This window comes from Paenibacillus sp. YPG26, from assembly GCF_023704175.1.
Lineage (GTDB): Bacteria > Bacillota > Bacilli > Paenibacillales > Paenibacillaceae > Fontibacillus.
Window position 1 is genome coordinate 1,344,763 of the sequence record NZ_CP084530.1, and the last position, 17,329, is coordinate 1,362,091.

The window sequence follows — 17,329 nt, forward strand, 5'->3', positions numbered from 1 at the left end:
CTAACATCATATTGCCTTATGGGGGTCATCTCAGTGAAATTGCATAAAAAAGTATCAATCATAGTAATCGGTGCGTTGTTGTTATCTGTACCTTTGTCTTCACCTGGTATCCAAGTTATTTCTAAACCGAGCAACATAGCATTTGCAGATGAATTGAGTCAACCACAGGCTAGGTCGATTTACATCACAGGGCCAGTGGTTTTTTCGCCAAATCGTGAGTTACAGCTAACTGCTAACGGAATAATGAGTGATGGTTCAATTACAGATATCAGTTCAACCGCTACCTGGAGTTCTGATAACGAGGCTGTTGCAACTGTATCCCCAGGGGGAATTATAACAGGGCTAAGTGAGGGGACTGCCAATATTACCGCATCGCGTGATGGAGTAAATTCAACTCCGACGAATGTTACAGTAACCTGGGAAATATATAATAAGTTAAAAGAAGCTAGGGATTCGTTGAAGTTGCCTTTTACCGGCGGCCAAACTGAGGATAAAGTCACTTCTTCCCTAACTCTCCCTACTCTTGTGAACGGTGTATTTTATTCATGGTCGTCTTCTGATACGTCAATTATTGCGAATGATGGTAAAGTCAAACGGCCCCCATATATTGGTGGAGATAAGCAGGTTACACTAACAGCTACACTCAGAGCTGGAACTGAAGCTCCAATAACAAAGGACTTTAATCTTATCGTGGTCAAAGCGGAGCCTACTCCTGAAGACAAGCTTCGTGAAGCCATGGATGAATTACAGATTAGTTATTACTACAGCGAAGATTCTGCGGATGGAGTTAGAAGCTCAGCTATAGGGTTGCCTATAGGGGGGAAATACTCGTCTTCCGTATCTTGGGTGTCAAGCGAACCTTCAGTAATTACTTCAAATGGTACGGTTAACCGAACCTTAGACGATACGGATCATTTGGTTAAGCTGACTGCGAGAGTATATGTGGATGGAGTTTCGGATACTCGTGATTTCTTTGTTAACGTTAGACATTTCATCAAAGATAAAATGATCACTTCGTTTGCTCTGGATGACCATGTTGGAATTATCGATGAGGAGAAGAAGACCATCACTTTCGATATACCTCGAGGTGACCCCAGCCAAGGAATGCTAGTGACTTATACGGCAAAAGCATTCCAGGTGTCCGATTATGGTATTAATATGACTAGCGGGAAATACAAACTATATCCATTCTATTTCAAGAGTTATAGTGTCGCGGCAACAGATGAAATGCTGAAACCTGTATTCTACCAGCTGGTATTTGCGGGCAGCTCTACAACGCCAACACCGGATCCAAAGCCAACACCAAGTCCAATACCAACACCGGATCCACAGCCGAACCCGACACCGAACCCGACACCGAACCCGACACCGGATCCGCAGCCAACACCAATACCGAATCCGATACCAACGCCGGATCCGCAGCCAACGCCAACACCGGTTCCAACACCGAAACCAGCACCGACGCCAACACCAGTACCAGCACCGGTTCCGGCTCCGAAGGATGATGAGGTTTTCAAGAAAGATGTACTTAAACCAGGGACCAGTACCACTCAAATCTTGGAGACGAAAGTCAGTGAAGCTCTTAAAAAGCAGGGTTCATCGTTTGCTCCAACCGATATCAAAAATCACTGGGCCGAGCATACCATTGATATTTTTACGAAATTGAATATTATTAAAGGTTATGAGGACAAGACGATTAGACCTGATCAAGACATGTCTCGCGGGGAGTTCGTTGGAATTCTGTCCAGGATTTTTGATGTTGCTGGAACAAAGAAAGTTGCGCTCAAGGATATTAAGGGTCATTGGGCCGAAAATGCCATTAAACAGTTCACACAAGCAGGTATCATTAGCGGCAGCGGCAATGGAGCATTCCACCCGGACAAGGCAATTACACGCGAAGAAATGACTGTGATCTTATCTCGGATTGTAGACTTTCAAGGAATAACTCAAAACAAGATTGATAGTAAGGACCCGATTCAAATGGCAGCTCAGGCAGGTGTCATTAAAGGCAATGGAAACGGGGACTTAAATGCGAACGGCACTGCTGCCAGAGCTGAAGCGTTACAGCTCATCCTCAATACCTTAAAGTTAAACTCCAAAATTAAAACGATGCTTGAACTTTTATAGTTTATTGAATTATGCAGGACTAAAAGCGTACCGATTTATCGGACGCTTTTTTCTTTTTTTTTTTGCAACAATTTCTGAGTTCACCAATCCAAAAAGTTTTGAAGAGGAAGGAGTGTTCTCGGCTAATTTTTGATGAAATTTCAAAGACCAACAAGAGACCTTATATCACAAATTTGGACGTTGCTATCGAACTCAGGTACATCCGCGCATGCAGTTAGTAGATATCCTTCTTCCAAAGAGTAGGGACGAAAATACCATGGCTCGCCCCCGATTAATTGCTTTTCGGCCATACGATCCCCATCAACGGTAGAGAAGATGTTCAGAGGTATGGACAAGCCTTGGCCCATGGCCTTGATGTAGCTCTCTTTCGCTGTCCATATCTGAAAAAACCGCAATAATCTCGCTTCAGCCGATTCATGTTTCATGATGAAGTTGTACTCATCCTCCGTGTAGAATTGCTTCGCTGTCGCTAAGTCCATCTCGTTAACTCTCTCTATGTCTATCCCGATTCGCCCTGATGAACCTGCAGCCAGAACCACCCAATCCCCCGAATGAGAAACGTTGAAGCCAATATTTAAGTCATCCCCCATCAGAATAGGCTTCCCATGCAAGTTACTGCCGAATTCTAATTCGTCAGCACTACAATCTAGCATCCTGGGCAGCACAGCCCTTATTAGAAGGTCGCCAGTAGCACCGCGCAGCAAATCATGCAGAAAGCGAAATCTGAGAAGCTTAGCCCGTCTTACCTCGGGAAGTCCAGACAATATGGAATCCAAATGTTCTATTGGAAAGCTCGTAATCCGTGCAGCATACACTTTTATCATAATTTCCCCCCTATTAATGAGCATATCAGCTGCCACTTTTCTAAAGTATACGCTAACCGAATACAGCTGAGAAACTCTGGAAGGATACATTATTTCAAGAGTGAACAGTCTGTGTATTTCTATTCCTGAAATTTCTTCCCCGATGTTAAGTATCTAGACATGGCTTCTTCCCGAGTCCCTAGTTAAGCAGGTTTGTGACGAGCAGGTGGGCAAGAGCTTGAGGCAGCTCTTTTGGGCCAGGACACCGGGGTTGTACTTATTAGCTGGAATCAGAATTAAAGAAAAAAACCTGCAATAGGTGTATACCGTGCTGTCTTTAGTCTCAAACCCATAGAATGTAACAATGACGGAAAGAAGCTATTGTTAAGCAGATTGAGTCAGATGGAGGCTTGTGGAATATCAAATATTTTCCGAAGGGGGCCCTATAGATGACCTATCGGAACCAAATTCGTAAGTTGGATGCTGTCAACCGGCGACTGCGAAGGGCAGAACATTATTTGAAACAGGATAAATTTGAAGATGCTATAGATGAAATTGAGACTAGCCTGATTCTTGCGAGCGGTGTGTTCGTTTGTTTGAATAGCCATTCGAGAACCAAGCCCCTCCGGAGAACTCTGGGGAGAGGTAAAAATGAATAGGCGGGAAAAGGTACGCAAAATTTCTGTTAGAAAAGTGAATTCTGCACGTAAGGAATTACGGCGGGCTAAGAATCTATTGAAACAAAGAAAGATACTTCGGGCAAAAAAACAAGTACTACATTCTCTGCTCCACCTTCATCAAGTGTTGGGTTATGTTAATAGACTGAACGATTTTGGAGCGACTGAGGCGACCGGAGTGACTGGAGCGACCGGAGCTACGGGAGAGACTGGGCTGACCGGAGCGACAGGTGTGACCGGAGAGGCTGGAGTGACCGGGGCGACCGGGGTGAATGGAGCGACCGGAGTGACCGGTACGACCGGGGCGAATGGAGCGACTGGAGCGGTCGGTGCGACCGGTGCGACTGGAGTGACGGGAGAGGCCGGTGCGACTGGTGCGACTGGTGTGACTGGAGAGACAGGAGCAACTGGAGAGACTGGGGCGACAGGAGTGACGGGAGAGGCCGGAGTGGCCGGGACGACTGGTGCAACCGGAGTGACCGGTGCGACTGGAGCGACCGGAGCGACCGGAGCGACCGGAGTGACTGGAGCGACCGGAGAGGCCGGGGCGACTGGAGCGACCGGAGTGACTGGAGCGACCGGGGCGAGTGGAGCGACTGGAGCAACCGGTGCGACTGGAGTGACGGGAGTGACGGGAGTGACGGGAGAGGCCGGGGCGACCGGAGCGACCGGGGAGGCCGGAGCGACAGGAGAGACTGGAGCGACAGGAGAGACTGGGGCGACAGGTGCGACAGGTGCGACTGGAGTGACGGGAGTGACGGGAGAGACTGGGGCGACCGGAGTGACTGGAGCGACCGGAGAGGCCGGGGCGACTGGAGAGGCCGGTGCGACTGGAGCGACAGGAGAGACAGGGGCGACCGGGGCGACTGGAGCGGTCGGTGCGACCGGATCGACTGGTGCAACTGGAGTGACCGGATCGACTGGAGCGACCGGAGCGACAGGAGCAACAGGGGTGACTGGAGCGACCGGAGTGACTGGAGCTATCGGCGTGACCGGAGCGACCGGTCCAACGGGGTCATTCCAACAGTTTCAAGTATCGGAAAATTCACCAAATACGGTAGGGAGTTCAGCCATCGCAATAGGGGCCACGGCGACTCCAATAAAAACCATTACAATAACAGGAGTACCTGGAGGAAGTAGAATTTGGTTAACCGGAGTCGTTGGGTGGCAGTCTACAACAGGGACTACAGCGATTCAATTACAGATTCTTCGTGGTGCGACCCTTATATTTAGCATCAATCAGCATTCTTCTGGAAATCTCACATTTGAAGCAACCGGTGTAGATCACGTTGATTTAACTCCTGGAACTGGTAATGTTACGTATTCGCTAGTTGCACTGGCAACCGTTGGTACAGCCAATGTTATTGGAGCCATTACTTTTACAGGAGCCTTAATATAGTGCTGATATAGAAAGCGGTTAATCCTTTGAGGATTGCCGCTTTTCCCTTTTGGGGATTTGTAAACTCAATGTTAATAATAATGCTAGAATGTTTTAACAATTATAATGCTGAAGGCTAGCTTCCAGTCCGAAATTTGATATAATTAAAACAGTAAAAATAGGTACATAGCTCTATATCTGGGTCGGTTTAATTCTTAAGAAAATCAACGTTAAATGTCGATAAAGAAGTATCGCTTGAAGTGATGTTTGTATTTTCTATGTTTATAATATACGGGGGCATTGAACATGTTTGGTCTAAACCAACGTCTGCAAGCCAGACTACTTCTAACGATACTACTGCTGCTTCTAAGTTTGCTAGGCGATTTGTTTTCGCTCCCTATGCTGTATGGGGTGAGTTTCCATCTATCAACCCTGTTTTTAATTTTGACATTTCTGCTTATCGGAAGTCGGGCAGCGATAATTTCAGCATTTTTCGTTGCTAGCAGTAATTATTTTTTGCTTCAAATGTCCGTGTTCGACTCCGTAATTATCTTTGTTGAAGTTATATTCGTGGTCCTTGCCTGCAGGCTGCGTAAGGGTTCAGTCTTTTTGTATGACTTACTCTTCTGGTTCCTGACAAGTGTATTCCTCTTCTTGTTATCAGTATATGTTGATCTGCTTCCAACCTCGACACAGCTGCTGCTTCTCATTGCGAAATCAAGCGTAAATGGCTCTTCCAATGCTCTAATAGCAGAGGTGCTGACAACTTATCTTCCCTTTATACGCCGGTTGAGAATTAAGAAGATGAGGACTCGAAGAATTCCTCTTCAGCAAATTCTCGTCCATCTGTCCATTAGTGGTCTGATTCTGCCTTTTGTCTGCTTCATGATTATGACGGGAATCTCTCAAAATCATGTCGTTAACCTACGAGCGCTTCAACTGACACAATCTACAGCCAGCAGCATCCAGGAGCAGGTTAGCGGCTGGAGTACAGCGGAGTACCGGGCACTTGAACTGGGAGATGTTATTTAGCTGGGAAAGCTGAAGGCAATCGTTAACAATGTGGCATCAGGAGCGGTTCAAGTTGTCATATCCCGTCCTAGTGGTGACATATTGGCTTCCAGTCTGCCTGACATTGCCGCCCAGCCTTCAGTGAACGATCTACCAGAACGCACAATGTATCAGTACAATTCGAATATGTATCTGCTGCTGCCAGAAGGCAGACATTTCACCGAGCTATCCAAGTGGAACGGCGGATACTATTGGTATAATACATCCATGCACAAGGAAGTACCTTATAACATCAACGTGAGGGTACCCGCATCTCATTTCTTGTATGAGGTATACGAGATTTATACGATAGAATTTGGATTGATTATGGCCTTTATCCTGGTGGTATTGCTGGTCGTATATTGGTTTAGTAAGCTGATTGTCCAAATCCTGATTAAGCTTACTAACGAGACGACAGGCCTGCCTAGTAAAATAACAGAGAATTTCGAGGTGTCCCATACGGACAGCTACATTGTTGAGTTCGACAAGCTGTATGTGAACTTTCAGCAGATGGCGGTCAAGCTCAAAGAGATGTTCACGCAAGCCACTCGGATGAACACGGTATTAACCGAGCAGGCTCAGCAAATCAGGCAGTCCGAGCAGGAATTCCAGCGTTTAGCTTTTACAGATGCTTTGACTAACATTCCCAATCGACTTTATTTCCATAAGCAATTGAAGCAGCTGACCGAGGATAGAACTTCAACAGTTGCATTAATGTTCATGGATCTGAATAAGTTCAAGCTGATTAATGATACTTACGGCCATGAAATAGGGGACAGGCTGCTGCAGCATTCAGCCACTCTGCTAACCTCCGCGGCAGGTCCCGACAGGGTATTTCGCCTTGGGGGAGACGAGTTCGTGGTTGTCCTTCCCGCAGCGGATACGGGTTTGGTTACGCGGACGGCTGAACAAATTATCGAGTTGTTTAAAACGCCGTTTGAAGTTCAGGGGCATACACTTCAGCCGCGTACAAGCATTGGTATTGCTTGTTACCCTCAGGATACTGATAATCCCGATGAATTGTTGAAGCTTGCGGACCATGCGATGTACCAGGCCAAACAGTCAGGCAGTTCAATTGTCTGGCATAGCAGAGGGGCTGAACAACAAGGAGATGTTAAGCATGATTAGATTATGGAGACCGTTCATGTTGGCTCTGCTCCTGACGATGACCGCATGCAGCAGCTATGTGACAGAAATGACACCGATATCACCAGGCATAGAAGCATTGAAGCCATCCCAGCCTGATAAGGATAGTAAGAATGAACTGCTTGTTTGGACTTTCTATGATACTTCGGATGCGGATCGCAACTTTATGATTCTCCATCCAGATATTAGAGTGAAAACCGTTCAACTCAAATACGAAGAGATCGCCGATGCATTTATCAGAGCCTATGGAACGGATGAGTCACCCGATGTTGTTTTTCTCGACAGTTCTATGTCGGGCAAGCTAAATGGGCTTGATATTCTGCATGACCTTAGGGAACAGGGAATTGAGATCAAAGACTATGAACAACAGATTCCTGCCAATATGCTTCCGCAATATATGAACTTGCAGATGAACAAGCTTGTTACTCTGCCAACGTCGCTGCCAACGGCTTTTACGTATTATCGGGCTGATATATTAGAACAGAACGGCTTCCCTTCTAACCCGGACAAGCTTGCGGTATATCTAAGCACTCCGCAGAACTGGGTAGCTATGGCCAAGAAGCTGAAGAGCAAGGGCATATATCTGTTCCAGCATTATACGGATCCGATTGATGTCGCCTCAATGTCTTCCAGTATCCTGAATCGTAATCTTGAGTTCGCCTGGGACAGTAAGGAATTTCAAGACGCTGTATATGTTGCCCGAGAGATTCGGAGAAATGGACTTGCCCTTCGCAGTACGATATGGGATCCATCTGGTGAGCAGGCCTTGCGTGATGGGCAACTGGCGATGATATACTCGGCTCCATGGGCGACAGATTCGTTAAAAGGCTGGGCACCAGAACTCACGGGCCGATGGAGAGTAACCGGGCTTCCGCTTAACCTGTATGGATATAGGGACGGGGCCATGCTTGCGATCGCCAAGAACAGCAAGCATAAGGCGGAAGCGTGGGAATACCTGAAGAACAACCTCTCGCTCACTAGAAAAATAGACGATTCCGGGAAAGAGAGCTATCTGGGCGGGCAAAACCCATCGATCATGGCTATTAATTATGCACAGCATAACAAGGGATTATACCCAACGCCGCTGGATGCTGAGCTAAAGGCACTTTGGGATAAAAACGTTACCGGAATTATCGAATCCGACCAGTCTATCGAGAGTCAGCTGGGTCTGCTTAAGGAACAAATGGAGCAAATAACAAGCGAGGAAAGATCAATTATCAAGGAAGCCATTCATTCGAGCAACTAGGCTGGTGCTGCTGCAACAGCATAGTAATTCATACACAGCAACCTGATTCGGGTACACACCTGGAGACAGGTTGTTTTTTTGCGTTCATAATTCAAAAATCATAAAAAAACATATTTATTTCGGATTAAATTAAAACTTATCCAAGCCGGGCCATCCATTTCTCAAAAATATTCCAAATAAATACGTATTGAATTCCATTTAGACCCCCTAGGTTCTCTAATACAATCTTGTTAACACCTAACCACATGGTGAAAACAAGGAGGGGTTGTCAAAATGAAAAGTATTTTCAAGTCTAGTGCGGTACTTCTGTTGACAGTCACAATGCTATTAATCTCAGCTTGCGGAAACACAGATTCTGGAAGCAAGTCAGGCACTGCCTCTACCACTGGGGCTGAGAATTCCGCGAATACAGACAAGAAGATTACGCTCGGCTTTGCTCAAGTAGGAGCAGAAAGCGGCTGGAGAACAGCTAATACGAAGTCCATCCAGGATTCGGCCAAAGAAGCCGGTATTGATCTCAAGTTCTCGGACGCCCAGCAAAAACAAGAAAACCAAATTAAAGCGATCCGCAGCTTTATCGCTCAGAAGGTGGATGTCATCGCCTTCTCGCCGGTTGTAGAATCCGGTTGGGACACCGTGCTTAAGGAAGCGAAGGATGCGGGTATCCCCGTAATCCTTACGGACCGGGCTGTTGATTCCAAAGATACATCGCTCTATCAATCCTTCCTTGGCTCAGACTTCGTAGAAGAGGGACGCCGAGCCGGCAAATGGCTTCTGGAAGAAATGAAAGATCATCAAGGCCCTGTGAACATTGTGGAGTTGCAAGGTACCACGGGTTCAGCGCCGGCCATTGATCGCAAGGAAGGCTTTGAGGAAGTCATTAAAGAGAATCCCAACCTGAAGATTGTGAAGTCTCAGACAGGCGATTTCACACGGGCCAAAGGCAAAGAAGTTATGGAAGCGTTTATCAAATCCGCAAAGGCTGAAAATACCAAGATGGATGTACTGTATGCCCACAATGACGATATGGCGCTTGGAGCTATTCAAGCCTTAGAGGAAGCGGGTATCAAGCCTGGAGTAGACATCAAAATTATCTCCTTGGACGGCATCAAGGACGCCTTTCAAGCTATGAAGGACGGCAAGATCAACGTCATTGTCGAGTGTAACCCGCTGATGGGACCTCAGTTGATGCAAATTGCGAAGGACATTGTAGCCGGTAAAGAGGTAGAAAAGCGCATTCTGACCGATGAAGGCGTGTTCCCGCAAGATACAGCCGAGAAAGAGCTGCCGAACCGTAAATACTGATCCTGTAGTATCTGTATTCCGAATTGATTAGAGCAAGAAGCCGTCTATTAATTGAGGCCGGGCTGGAAGCACCTGCCTTAAGCATGGCCTCGGACGGCTTCTCTTCATTCTACGAACGTGATAGGAGGGTACCAGCAATGGAAGAAGAGAAGAAACCCCGCTTACTTATGAACCGGATAAACAAACATTTCCCCGGTGTTAAGGCGCTTACAGACGTTAGCTTTCGCATGTTCCCTGGAGAGATTCACGCATTGATGGGTCAGAATGGTGCCGGCAAATCTACACTCATTAAGGTGTTGACCGGTGTGTATTCGATTGATGCTGGTGAAATCTGGCTGGATGACAAGGAGATTCGGGCGCAAAGCCCGCTTGAGGCTCAAGAGCTTGGAATCAGCACGGTGTATCAAGAAGTTAATCTATGTGCCAACCTAACGGTTTCGGAGAACATCTTCATCGGGCGCGAGCCTATGAAGAGAGGCCGGATCAACTGGAAGGAGATGCATGCTCATTCCACAGAGCTGCTGAAACGGCTGAACGTAGACATTGATCCTACGAAACAGCTCGGGGATTACTCGGTGGCCATTCAACAGATGGTAGCTATCGCAAGAGCATTAAATATATCGGCAAAGGTTCTGATTCTTGATGAACCGACCTCCAGCCTTGATGCGAACGAGGTGAGCGAGCTCTTTAAAGTGATGCGCAAATTGAAATCGGAAGGATTGGCGATTCTGTTCGTAACTCATTTCCTGGATCAGGTGTACGAAATGTCTGATCGAATTACCATTTTACGAAATGGGGAATTTGTCGGGGAATATAAAGCCGAAGAATTGTCCCGCATGGAACTGGTCTCGAAAATGATCGGTAAAGCTATGGATCAGATGGAAGAGGTTCAGGAGATGGCGGATTCACATACAAGCAGCGGCAAGGTTACACCCTTCTTGGAGACCAAGCAGCTTGCACGGAAAGGCTCGATTGAACAATTTGATCTCAAGCTGTATCCCGGAGAGATTCTCAGCCTTGCCGGGCTGCTGGGCTCAGGACGGACAGAGATTGCCCGCATTCTGTTCGGAGCAGACCGAGCCGATCAGGGAGAACTTGCGATCAATGGCACGGTGGTGAACTTGAAATCACCGCGAACCGCCATTGATAACGGCATTGCTTTCTGTCCGGAGAATCGGAAGTCAGAAGCCATTATTGAGGATCTTACCATACGTGAAAATATAATCTTGGCTATGCAGGCCTCGCTGGGCATATTCAAGTATTTGCCGAAGAAGAGACAGACGGAATATGCGGACGAGTACATCAAGCTGCTGAATATCAAGACACCTGGACCGGAGACCTTGATTAAGAATTTGAGCGGCGGCAATCAGCAAAAGGTGATTCTGGGCAGATGGCTGCTGACGAATCCGGACCTCCTTATTCTCGATGAACCGACACGTGGAATTGATGTAGGCGCTAAAGCGGAAATTATGAAGCAGATGGGCCGTTTGTGCCAGAAGGGAATGTCAATTCTGTTCATTTCCTCCGAGCTTGAAGAGGTTGTGCGCACCAGCCATAGAATCGCCATCCTGCGTGACCGCCACAAAATTGCCGAGATTGATAACCATAATGTCAGCCAGCAGGATATCATGAAAGCAATTGCAGGAGGAATGCCAAATGAGAAATAAGCTGTTTTGGCCGCTCGTAACCTTGGTCGTCTTACTCTTGGCCAATTTAATTCATAACCATGAATTCTTCAAAATCACCGTTCAGGATGGTCATCTGTTCGGCAGCTTGATTGATATTTTGAACCGTGCCGCACCTCTTGTGCTGATCTCGATCGGAATGACCTTTGTTATCGCTACCAAAGGAATTGACCTATCCGTAGGCTCGGTAGTATCCATTACCGGGGCAATGGCTTGTCTGATCATCAGCCAGGGTGACGGGTCGAGCATGAGTGTGCTGTTCTCGGCTCTTGGGATCTCCCTTGTGCTGGCGCTTGCTGCCGGAGCCTGGAACGGACTGCTCGTCAGTGTGCTGGGCATACAGCCGATCGTTGCAACACTGATTCTGATGGTGGCGGGACGCGGGGTGGCCCAGTTAATCACAGATGGACAAATCCTGACGATTTCCTCGAAGCCGTATTCCTTTATCGGAGCTGGTTATTTATTCGGACTTCCGTTCTCTATCTACATTATTGCCTTCTTCTTCATCATTGCAGCCGTCTTGACCAGGAAGACCGCTGTGGGTCTGTTCATCGAGTCGGTAGGCACGAATCCGACAGCAAGCCGCCTTGCAGGAATCCGCTCCGGGCTGATTATCTTTATCGTATATTTGCTGTGTTCGTTCCTGAGCGGGATCGCGGGTCTTATTTTAAGCTCTAACGTATCCAGCGCGGATGGTAACAATGCGGGGCTCTGGTATGAGCTGGATGCAATATTGGCTGTGGTCATCGGCGGCAATTCCCTGAACGGCGGACGCTTTTATCTGACTGGAACAATTATTGGGGCATTAATTATTCAGACCTTGACCACTTCCATCTATTCAATGGGCGTTCCTCCGGAAGTTACGCTGGTTGTTAAATCTGTAGTCGTGTTAATTGTCTGCTTGATTCAATCTGAGACTTTCGGGGCTGCATTCGCCGCTAGGCGCAGAAAGAAAAATGAAACTGCCAAACAGGGGGTATCGGTATGAACATCCTGAAAATTGATAGACGTTACTTTCCCATTCTCGTAACCGTAGCGTTATTTGTTGTTATGTTTGCGGCAGGTTCAATAGAGTATAACGGGTTCTTCTCTCTGCAGGTGTTCCTGAATCTGCTTATTGATAATGCCTTCCTGCTGATCACGGCGGTAGGTATGACCTTCGTTATTCTTACAGGCGGAATTGATTTATCCGTGGGTTCCATGATCGCCTTCACAACGATGCTGTCGGCAACCCTTGTTCAGAATCATCATTGGTCGCCAATGCTGGTTATTCCGTTCGTATTGCTCATAGGCAGCTTCTTCGGCTGGGTTATGGGGAGCTTGATTCAGTACTTTAAGCTTCAGCCGTTTATTGTCACGCTTGCCGGAATGTTCCTGGCCCGGGGCCTATGCTATCTGATTAGTATCGAAAGCATCACCATTGATCATGAGTGGTACAAATCCGTGTCTCAGACCAAAGTGTATTTATTCGGCAGCAATTATATCTCCATTAGCGTAATCATTGCGCTGGTTGTTGTGGCGGCAGCCATCTATATCGCGCATTATACTAAATTTGGCCGTAATGTGTACGCCCTGGGCGGCAGTGAGCAATCGTCCCTGCTGATGGGACTTCCCGTTGCCAGAACCAAAGTGCTGGTGTATACACTCAGCGGGTTCTGCTCTTCGCTTGCCGGAGTTGTCTTCACCTTCTACATGCTGTCAGGATACGGTCTGCATGCAGTAGGTATGGAGCTGGATACGATCGCAGCCGTTGTCATCGGTGGAACGCTGCTGACCGGCGGAACGGGTTATGTCGCTGGGACGGTCTTTGGGGTCCTGATCCAAGGCATCATCCAGACTTTGATTATGTTCCAGGGTACACTCAGCTCCTGGTGGACAAAGATTGCGATTGGCTTGCTCCTGCTAATGTTCATCCTGCTCCAGAAGGTGTTCATCTCACGCAAGAAAAAAAGCAGTGCAGCCGCCGCATAATCGAAATGAGGATACGATCCGGCTGTCGACCACATTTAAGCATAAGGAGGCGGGGATACGAATGAACAACACAACTGAAATCGGCTGGGAAATCTCTAAAACGGCTAACCAATTCAAATCTTCTTGTGTACTGAAGTTCGGGAAGATCATCATTGATGCCAAAAGCATATTGGGTGTGTTCGTCTCTTTAGCCGAGCACCATAACTATGAGCTGTATGTAATGGGACCCGATGAAGACGAGGCGAAAAGGGCCCTGTCTGATCTGTTCGCCCGCTATGATCTTTCTTATATCATAAAATAACTAGAATAAGTGGAATCCTTGAACTTCCGGCCGTTATTGTCTCCTGATTTCTTAATTACTCCGCTCTTAGCGGGTGAAATCGGGAGACAAAGGCGATCGCTTTGGCTCTTTGTCTCATTTGAACGAAGATTTACGGAAGAATAAAATCTTCTTGTCGTATTTGTGAAAGCGCTTTATAATCTGAATGGAATAATTCATCCTAATTGTAAAAATTTAAATGTCAGCGTAAATGCCCAAGCGTGAGATCAAGCAAAGTGAGGCTCTTCCGGTATGAAACTATATGGTTGGATTACTTCTAGTCTACGTGCGAAGATGTTAGCGATGTTCGTCCTGCTGACGGCATTTCCGTTGATTCTCGTTGGCATGATTGCCTATTACATGTCTTACGAGACTGTATCGAAACACAGTGTTGCCGCAATACAGCTAACTGCAGATCATTTGAAGAATGATATTGATACCTTATTCTCGGACAATCACAAGTTTCTGGATATCAGCAAGAACCCGAATGTATTAAGATTTCTTTTCATCCAGAATGAGACGTACCAAGAGGCCAAGGAGATTCTCAATACATTTAGTCTGTACCGCGATACGTACAGGTTATCTGACCGGATCAGCAATATGATGCTGTTCAATCTATATGGCAAGGGCATCAGCGAGAGAAAAGGCATCTTTGACCTTGATCAGGACCTATCCACATATCCGGTATTTGCCAAGCTGATGAAGCAACCGGACAAGATTATGATCATTCCACCTCTTTCCCCACAAAGACCGGACTATTTCGATCGTTCTATCGACGAGGGACAATCTGTAATCTCGATTGTATCCACAGTCAAACAGGAGATTACCGGTGAATTAATCGGATATATGGTAATCACGCTTGATGCTTCGGTAATCTCGAATTTCTGTAATAATATGCAAATTGGGCAGAGTGGATATTTTTATGTCGCGAATGAGAAGGGCCAGCCGATTATAATCCCCGAACAGTTTGGAAAGTTCACTAAATTTGACGATGCGGAATCCAAGCTGCTGAATGGGGATATGGGGAATTTCACCCGTACTGTGGAGGGGGTTGAGCATTTCGTTGTATATACCTCTTCTGAACAGACCGGCTGGAAGATCATTGGGGAAGTACCTTTATCAGAAGTGCTAAAGGATGCCAGCCGGATTGAGAGATTGATTGGAGTCATAGTCATCTTCACGATTATTTTCACAATAGCCTTATACTTTTTTATATCATCCAAACTCATCCATCCGATCCGCTTCCTTAAGAAGAAGATGCGCCAGGCTGCTTCAGGTTATCTGGACGCTAAGGTGCGTCAAATGGGAAGAGATGAAATCGCGGACCTCGGCTCGAGCTTCAATACCATGCTGGATAAGATCAAGATCTTGATAGAGAACAGTATAAAGGAACAGGAGTTGATTAAAATCGCCGAGCTCCGCACTCTGCAGGCTCAGATTAATCCGCATTTTTTATATAATACGCTGGATTCAATCATTTGGTTGGCTGAGAACAGAAAGAGTGAAGAAGTGATTGAGATTGTGCGCGCACTTACTACTTTTTTCCGAATCAGTCTGAGTAGAGGACGCGATTTGATTACAATCAAGGATGAGATCGAGCATATTGGGAACTATCTAGTAATACAAAAAATGCGTTATCGGGATATTCTCGATTATGAGATAGACATCGACGAAGATATTCTGAGCTGCCAGATTCTGAAAATGACACTTCAGCCTCTCGTTGAGAATGCCTTGTACCACGGAATCAAGAACAAACGTGGCAAAGGCATGATCCGAATTAGCGGTTCTTATATTTCCAATGATGCCATACGTATTGTCATTCAAGATAATGGAGCGGGGATGTCACAGGAACGTCTGCAGCAGCTGCAGGCTGGTATAGAGCAGAAAGTTGAGGATGAACCCAAGCAAGACGGAGGATTCGGATTTGGAAATGTACACCAAAGGCTGCGGCTCTACCATGGAGAACTCTATGGACTTCAACTGGACAGTCAGCCCGGCGTAGGTACAACGGTCACTGTGAAAATACCTGTAAGGAGGGAATTTGATGAAGAAGGTTTTCCTGGTGGACGATGAAATCCTTGTGAGAGAAGGAATAAGAGACCGTATTGACTGGGAAAGCGAGGGATTTGTGTACAGCGGTGACGCCCCGGATGGAGAATTGGCCTTACCCTTAATTGAACGAATTGCTCCGGATATTCTAGTAACCGATATTAAAATGCCTTTTATGGACGGTATTCAGCTTAGCAAGATTGTGAAGGAACGGATGCCTGAGGTGAAAATTATTATTCTCAGCGGCCACGATGAATTCACGTATGCCCAGGAAGCCTTGAGAATTGGAGTGGAGGAATACTGTCTGAAGCCGCTGAGCTCTTCAGAGCTGATTAACAGCCTGCGCAAGATATCCAACAAGATCGACAGTGAACGTAAAGACAAACGCGAGCGGGAAGTACTTCAGGTGAGAGCAAGCGCCAATAAAAACTTCATGAGGGAACATATGCTCATTGATCTGTGCACGGGTTCCATTCCTACAGCAGATGCGATTCAGATGTCGGAAGAATTTGGCGTACCGCTGATTTCGCGCTTTTATCTGGTGACATTGTTGGAGTTCGAAGCAGCAAGCGAGGGAGACATTGCGGCGGTAATTGATATGGAGCATGATCCGTTGTTCCAGAGAATAAGCGCAGAGTTCTCAGACCACCTGTATGTGAAGCGGAACAAGAAACAGCATGCCTGGATTCTTAAGGGTGATCATCCAGCCCAGCTTGAGTTGTTGGCAGAGAAGCTGGTCCGGGAGATGAAGCAGCTGGAGGAGAACAAGATTTGTACTCTTTATACTGGAATCGGATCTGTGAAGAGCCGGGTTCAAGAGATTTCTATTTCTTTTTCGGAAGCTGATCAGAAGAAAAGCTACCAGCATTTCATACGAAAGCGGCCAATTAAAGGCAGGGAACTGCAGGGGATCATCGCGGATAAGCGAACCAGATTGAATGATTTCCTGGAACAGGGGGACAACTCCAAGGTAGAAGGGTTCGTATTAAGCTACATCCAGGACGAGGAAGATCATCATAATGCGCTATATTCCCATTATTTAATTATGGATATGTTAATGTCTGCCACACAGTTCATTCACGAATCCGGCGGGGATGTGAACGCGTTCATCGCGGAGCTCGAATCTGTGGAGGAGAGTCTTCAGGAAGTCTTCAGTCTGGAAGAATTGCGCAACAAAGCTTCTGTTGTTCTCAGACTCGTATTCCGGTATAGGGACCAGATCAAGAATAAATACAGTGATATCATAAGCAAGGCGAAGGACTACATCGACCGGAATTATGATAATCCGGAGATATCACTTCAATCCGTTGCCGGTTATGTCAATGTCAGCCCGAATCACTTTAGCAGCATTTTCTCAAATGCTGTCGGCCAGACTTTTATTGATTATTTAATCAGAACCCGTATTAGGAGAGCCATGAAGCTGCTCAAGACCACAAGTGCCAAATCCTATGAGATTGCGACCATGGTAGGGTATAACGATCCGCATTATTTCAATTCCGTATTTAAAAAAATCACAGGTGTAACCACAAAGGTCTACAGGAATCAAGAAGAGCAAATCTGTCTTTAGGAAGGA

Annotated in this window: 13 protein-coding genes; 12 read left to right on the forward strand and 1 reads right to left on the reverse strand. The window is 46.6% G+C overall.

The window, feature by feature from the left end:
- The first annotated feature begins 33 nt into the window (after nt 1–33).
- The gene (locus LDO05_RS06215; protein ID WP_251377993.1) at nt 34–2,127 is read left to right on the forward strand and encodes an immunoglobulin-like domain-containing protein; all 2,094 of its coding nucleotides are present in this window, start codon (nt 34–36) and stop codon (nt 2,125–2,127) included.
- Nucleotides 2,128–2,267: 140 nt separating this feature from the next.
- Here LDO05_RS06215 and LDO05_RS06220 read toward each other — a convergent pair whose 3' ends face one another.
- The gene (locus LDO05_RS06220) at nt 2,268–2,951 is read right to left on the reverse strand and encodes a 4'-phosphopantetheinyl transferase family protein (protein WP_251377994.1); all 684 of its coding nucleotides are present in this window, start codon (nt 2,949–2,951) and stop codon (nt 2,268–2,270) included.
- A gap of 780 nt (nt 2,952–3,731) precedes the next feature.
- Here LDO05_RS06220 and LDO05_RS06225 point away from each other — a divergent pair.
- The 11 genes from LDO05_RS06225 (at nt 3,732) to LDO05_RS06275 (ending at nt 17,323) form a co-directional block, all read left to right on the forward strand.
- Nucleotides 3,732–5,006: a collagen-like triple helix repeat-containing protein gene (locus tag LDO05_RS06225; RefSeq protein ID WP_251377995.1), complete on the forward strand. Its 1,275-nt coding sequence runs from the start codon at nt 3,732–3,734 to the stop codon at nt 5,004–5,006.
- 504 nt (nt 5,007–5,510) lie between these two features.
- Complete coding sequence (locus tag LDO05_RS06230; protein ID WP_251377996.1) at nt 5,511–6,017, forward strand: hypothetical protein; 507 nt, start codon at nt 5,511–5,513, stop codon at nt 6,015–6,017.
- Nucleotides 6,018–6,047: 30 nt separating this feature from the next.
- Nucleotides 6,048–7,163 carry a GGDEF domain-containing protein gene (locus LDO05_RS06235; RefSeq protein ID WP_251377997.1) on the forward strand — a complete coding sequence of 372 codons (1,116 nt, stop codon included), beginning with the start codon at nt 6,048–6,050 and terminating at the stop codon, nt 7,161–7,163.
- A complete protein-coding gene (locus LDO05_RS06240) occupies nt 7,156–8,427 on the forward strand; it encodes an ABC transporter substrate-binding protein (RefSeq protein WP_251377998.1) in 1,272 nt (423 codons plus the stop codon). Before LDO05_RS06235 ends, LDO05_RS06240 begins: the two co-directional genes overlap by 8 nt.
- 273 nt (nt 8,428–8,700) lie before the next feature.
- Nucleotides 8,701–9,732: an ABC transporter substrate-binding protein gene (locus LDO05_RS06245; protein ID WP_251377999.1), complete on the forward strand. Its 1,032-nt coding sequence runs from the start codon at nt 8,701–8,703 to the stop codon at nt 9,730–9,732.
- Nucleotides 9,733–9,869: 137 nt separating this feature from the next.
- Complete coding sequence (locus LDO05_RS06250) at nt 9,870–11,399, forward strand: sugar ABC transporter ATP-binding protein (protein WP_251378000.1); 1,530 nt, start codon at nt 9,870–9,872, stop codon at nt 11,397–11,399.
- Complete coding sequence (locus LDO05_RS06255) at nt 11,389–12,405, forward strand: ABC transporter permease (RefSeq protein ID WP_251378001.1); 1,017 nt, start codon at nt 11,389–11,391, stop codon at nt 12,403–12,405. Before LDO05_RS06250 ends, LDO05_RS06255 begins: the two co-directional genes overlap by 11 nt.
- Nucleotides 12,402–13,388: a galactofuranose ABC transporter, permease protein YjfF gene (yjfF, locus tag LDO05_RS06260; protein ID WP_251378002.1), complete on the forward strand. Its 987-nt coding sequence runs from the start codon at nt 12,402–12,404 to the stop codon at nt 13,386–13,388. The genes LDO05_RS06255 and yjfF overlap by 4 nt, the downstream gene beginning before the upstream one ends.
- Before the next feature lie 61 nt (nt 13,389–13,449).
- Entirely contained in the window at nt 13,450–13,689 is a 240-nt protein-coding gene (locus LDO05_RS06265; protein WP_251378003.1) for an HPr family phosphocarrier protein, read from the forward strand.
- A gap of 270 nt (nt 13,690–13,959) precedes the next feature.
- On the forward strand, nt 13,960–15,780 hold the full coding sequence (locus tag LDO05_RS06270) for a sensor histidine kinase (RefSeq protein ID WP_251378004.1): 1,821 nt from the start codon (nt 13,960–13,962) through the stop codon (nt 15,778–15,780).
- Complete coding sequence (locus LDO05_RS06275; RefSeq protein ID WP_251378005.1) at nt 15,752–17,323, forward strand: response regulator; 1,572 nt, start codon at nt 15,752–15,754, stop codon at nt 17,321–17,323. Before LDO05_RS06270 ends, LDO05_RS06275 begins: the two co-directional genes overlap by 29 nt.
- Nucleotides 17,324–17,329: the final 6 nt, after the last annotated feature.

What these genes read in the sequence shown, in the direction of transcription:
- LDO05_RS06240 (WP_251377998.1), top strand. Translation starts at nt 7,156, where the DNA reads ATGATTAGATTATGGAGACCGTTCATGTTGGCTCTGCTCCTGACGATG.
- LDO05_RS06255 (WP_251378001.1), top strand. Translation starts at nt 11,389, where the DNA reads ATGAGAAATAAGCTGTTTTGGCCGCTCGTAACCTTGGTCGTCTTACTC.
- yjfF (WP_251378002.1), top strand. Translation starts at nt 12,402, where the DNA reads ATGAACATCCTGAAAATTGATAGACGTTACTTTCCCATTCTCGTAACC.
- LDO05_RS06245 (WP_251377999.1), top strand. Translation starts at nt 8,701, where the DNA reads ATGAAAAGTATTTTCAAGTCTAGTGCGGTACTTCTGTTGACAGTCACA.
- LDO05_RS06220 (WP_251377994.1), bottom strand. Translation starts at nt 2,951, where the DNA reads ATGATAAAAGTGTATGCTGCACGGATTACGAGCTTTCCAATAGAACAT.
- LDO05_RS06275 (WP_251378005.1), top strand. Translation starts at nt 15,752, where the DNA reads ATGAAGAAGGTTTTCCTGGTGGACGATGAAATCCTTGTGAGAGAAGGA.
- LDO05_RS06270 (WP_251378004.1), top strand. Translation starts at nt 13,960, where the DNA reads ATGAAACTATATGGTTGGATTACTTCTAGTCTACGTGCGAAGATGTTA.
- LDO05_RS06250 (WP_251378000.1), top strand. Translation starts at nt 9,870, where the DNA reads ATGGAAGAAGAGAAGAAACCCCGCTTACTTATGAACCGGATAAACAAA.
- LDO05_RS06265 (WP_251378003.1), top strand. Translation starts at nt 13,450, where the DNA reads ATGAACAACACAACTGAAATCGGCTGGGAAATCTCTAAAACGGCTAAC.
- LDO05_RS06230 (WP_251377996.1), top strand. Translation starts at nt 5,511, where the DNA reads ATGTCCGTGTTCGACTCCGTAATTATCTTTGTTGAAGTTATATTCGTG.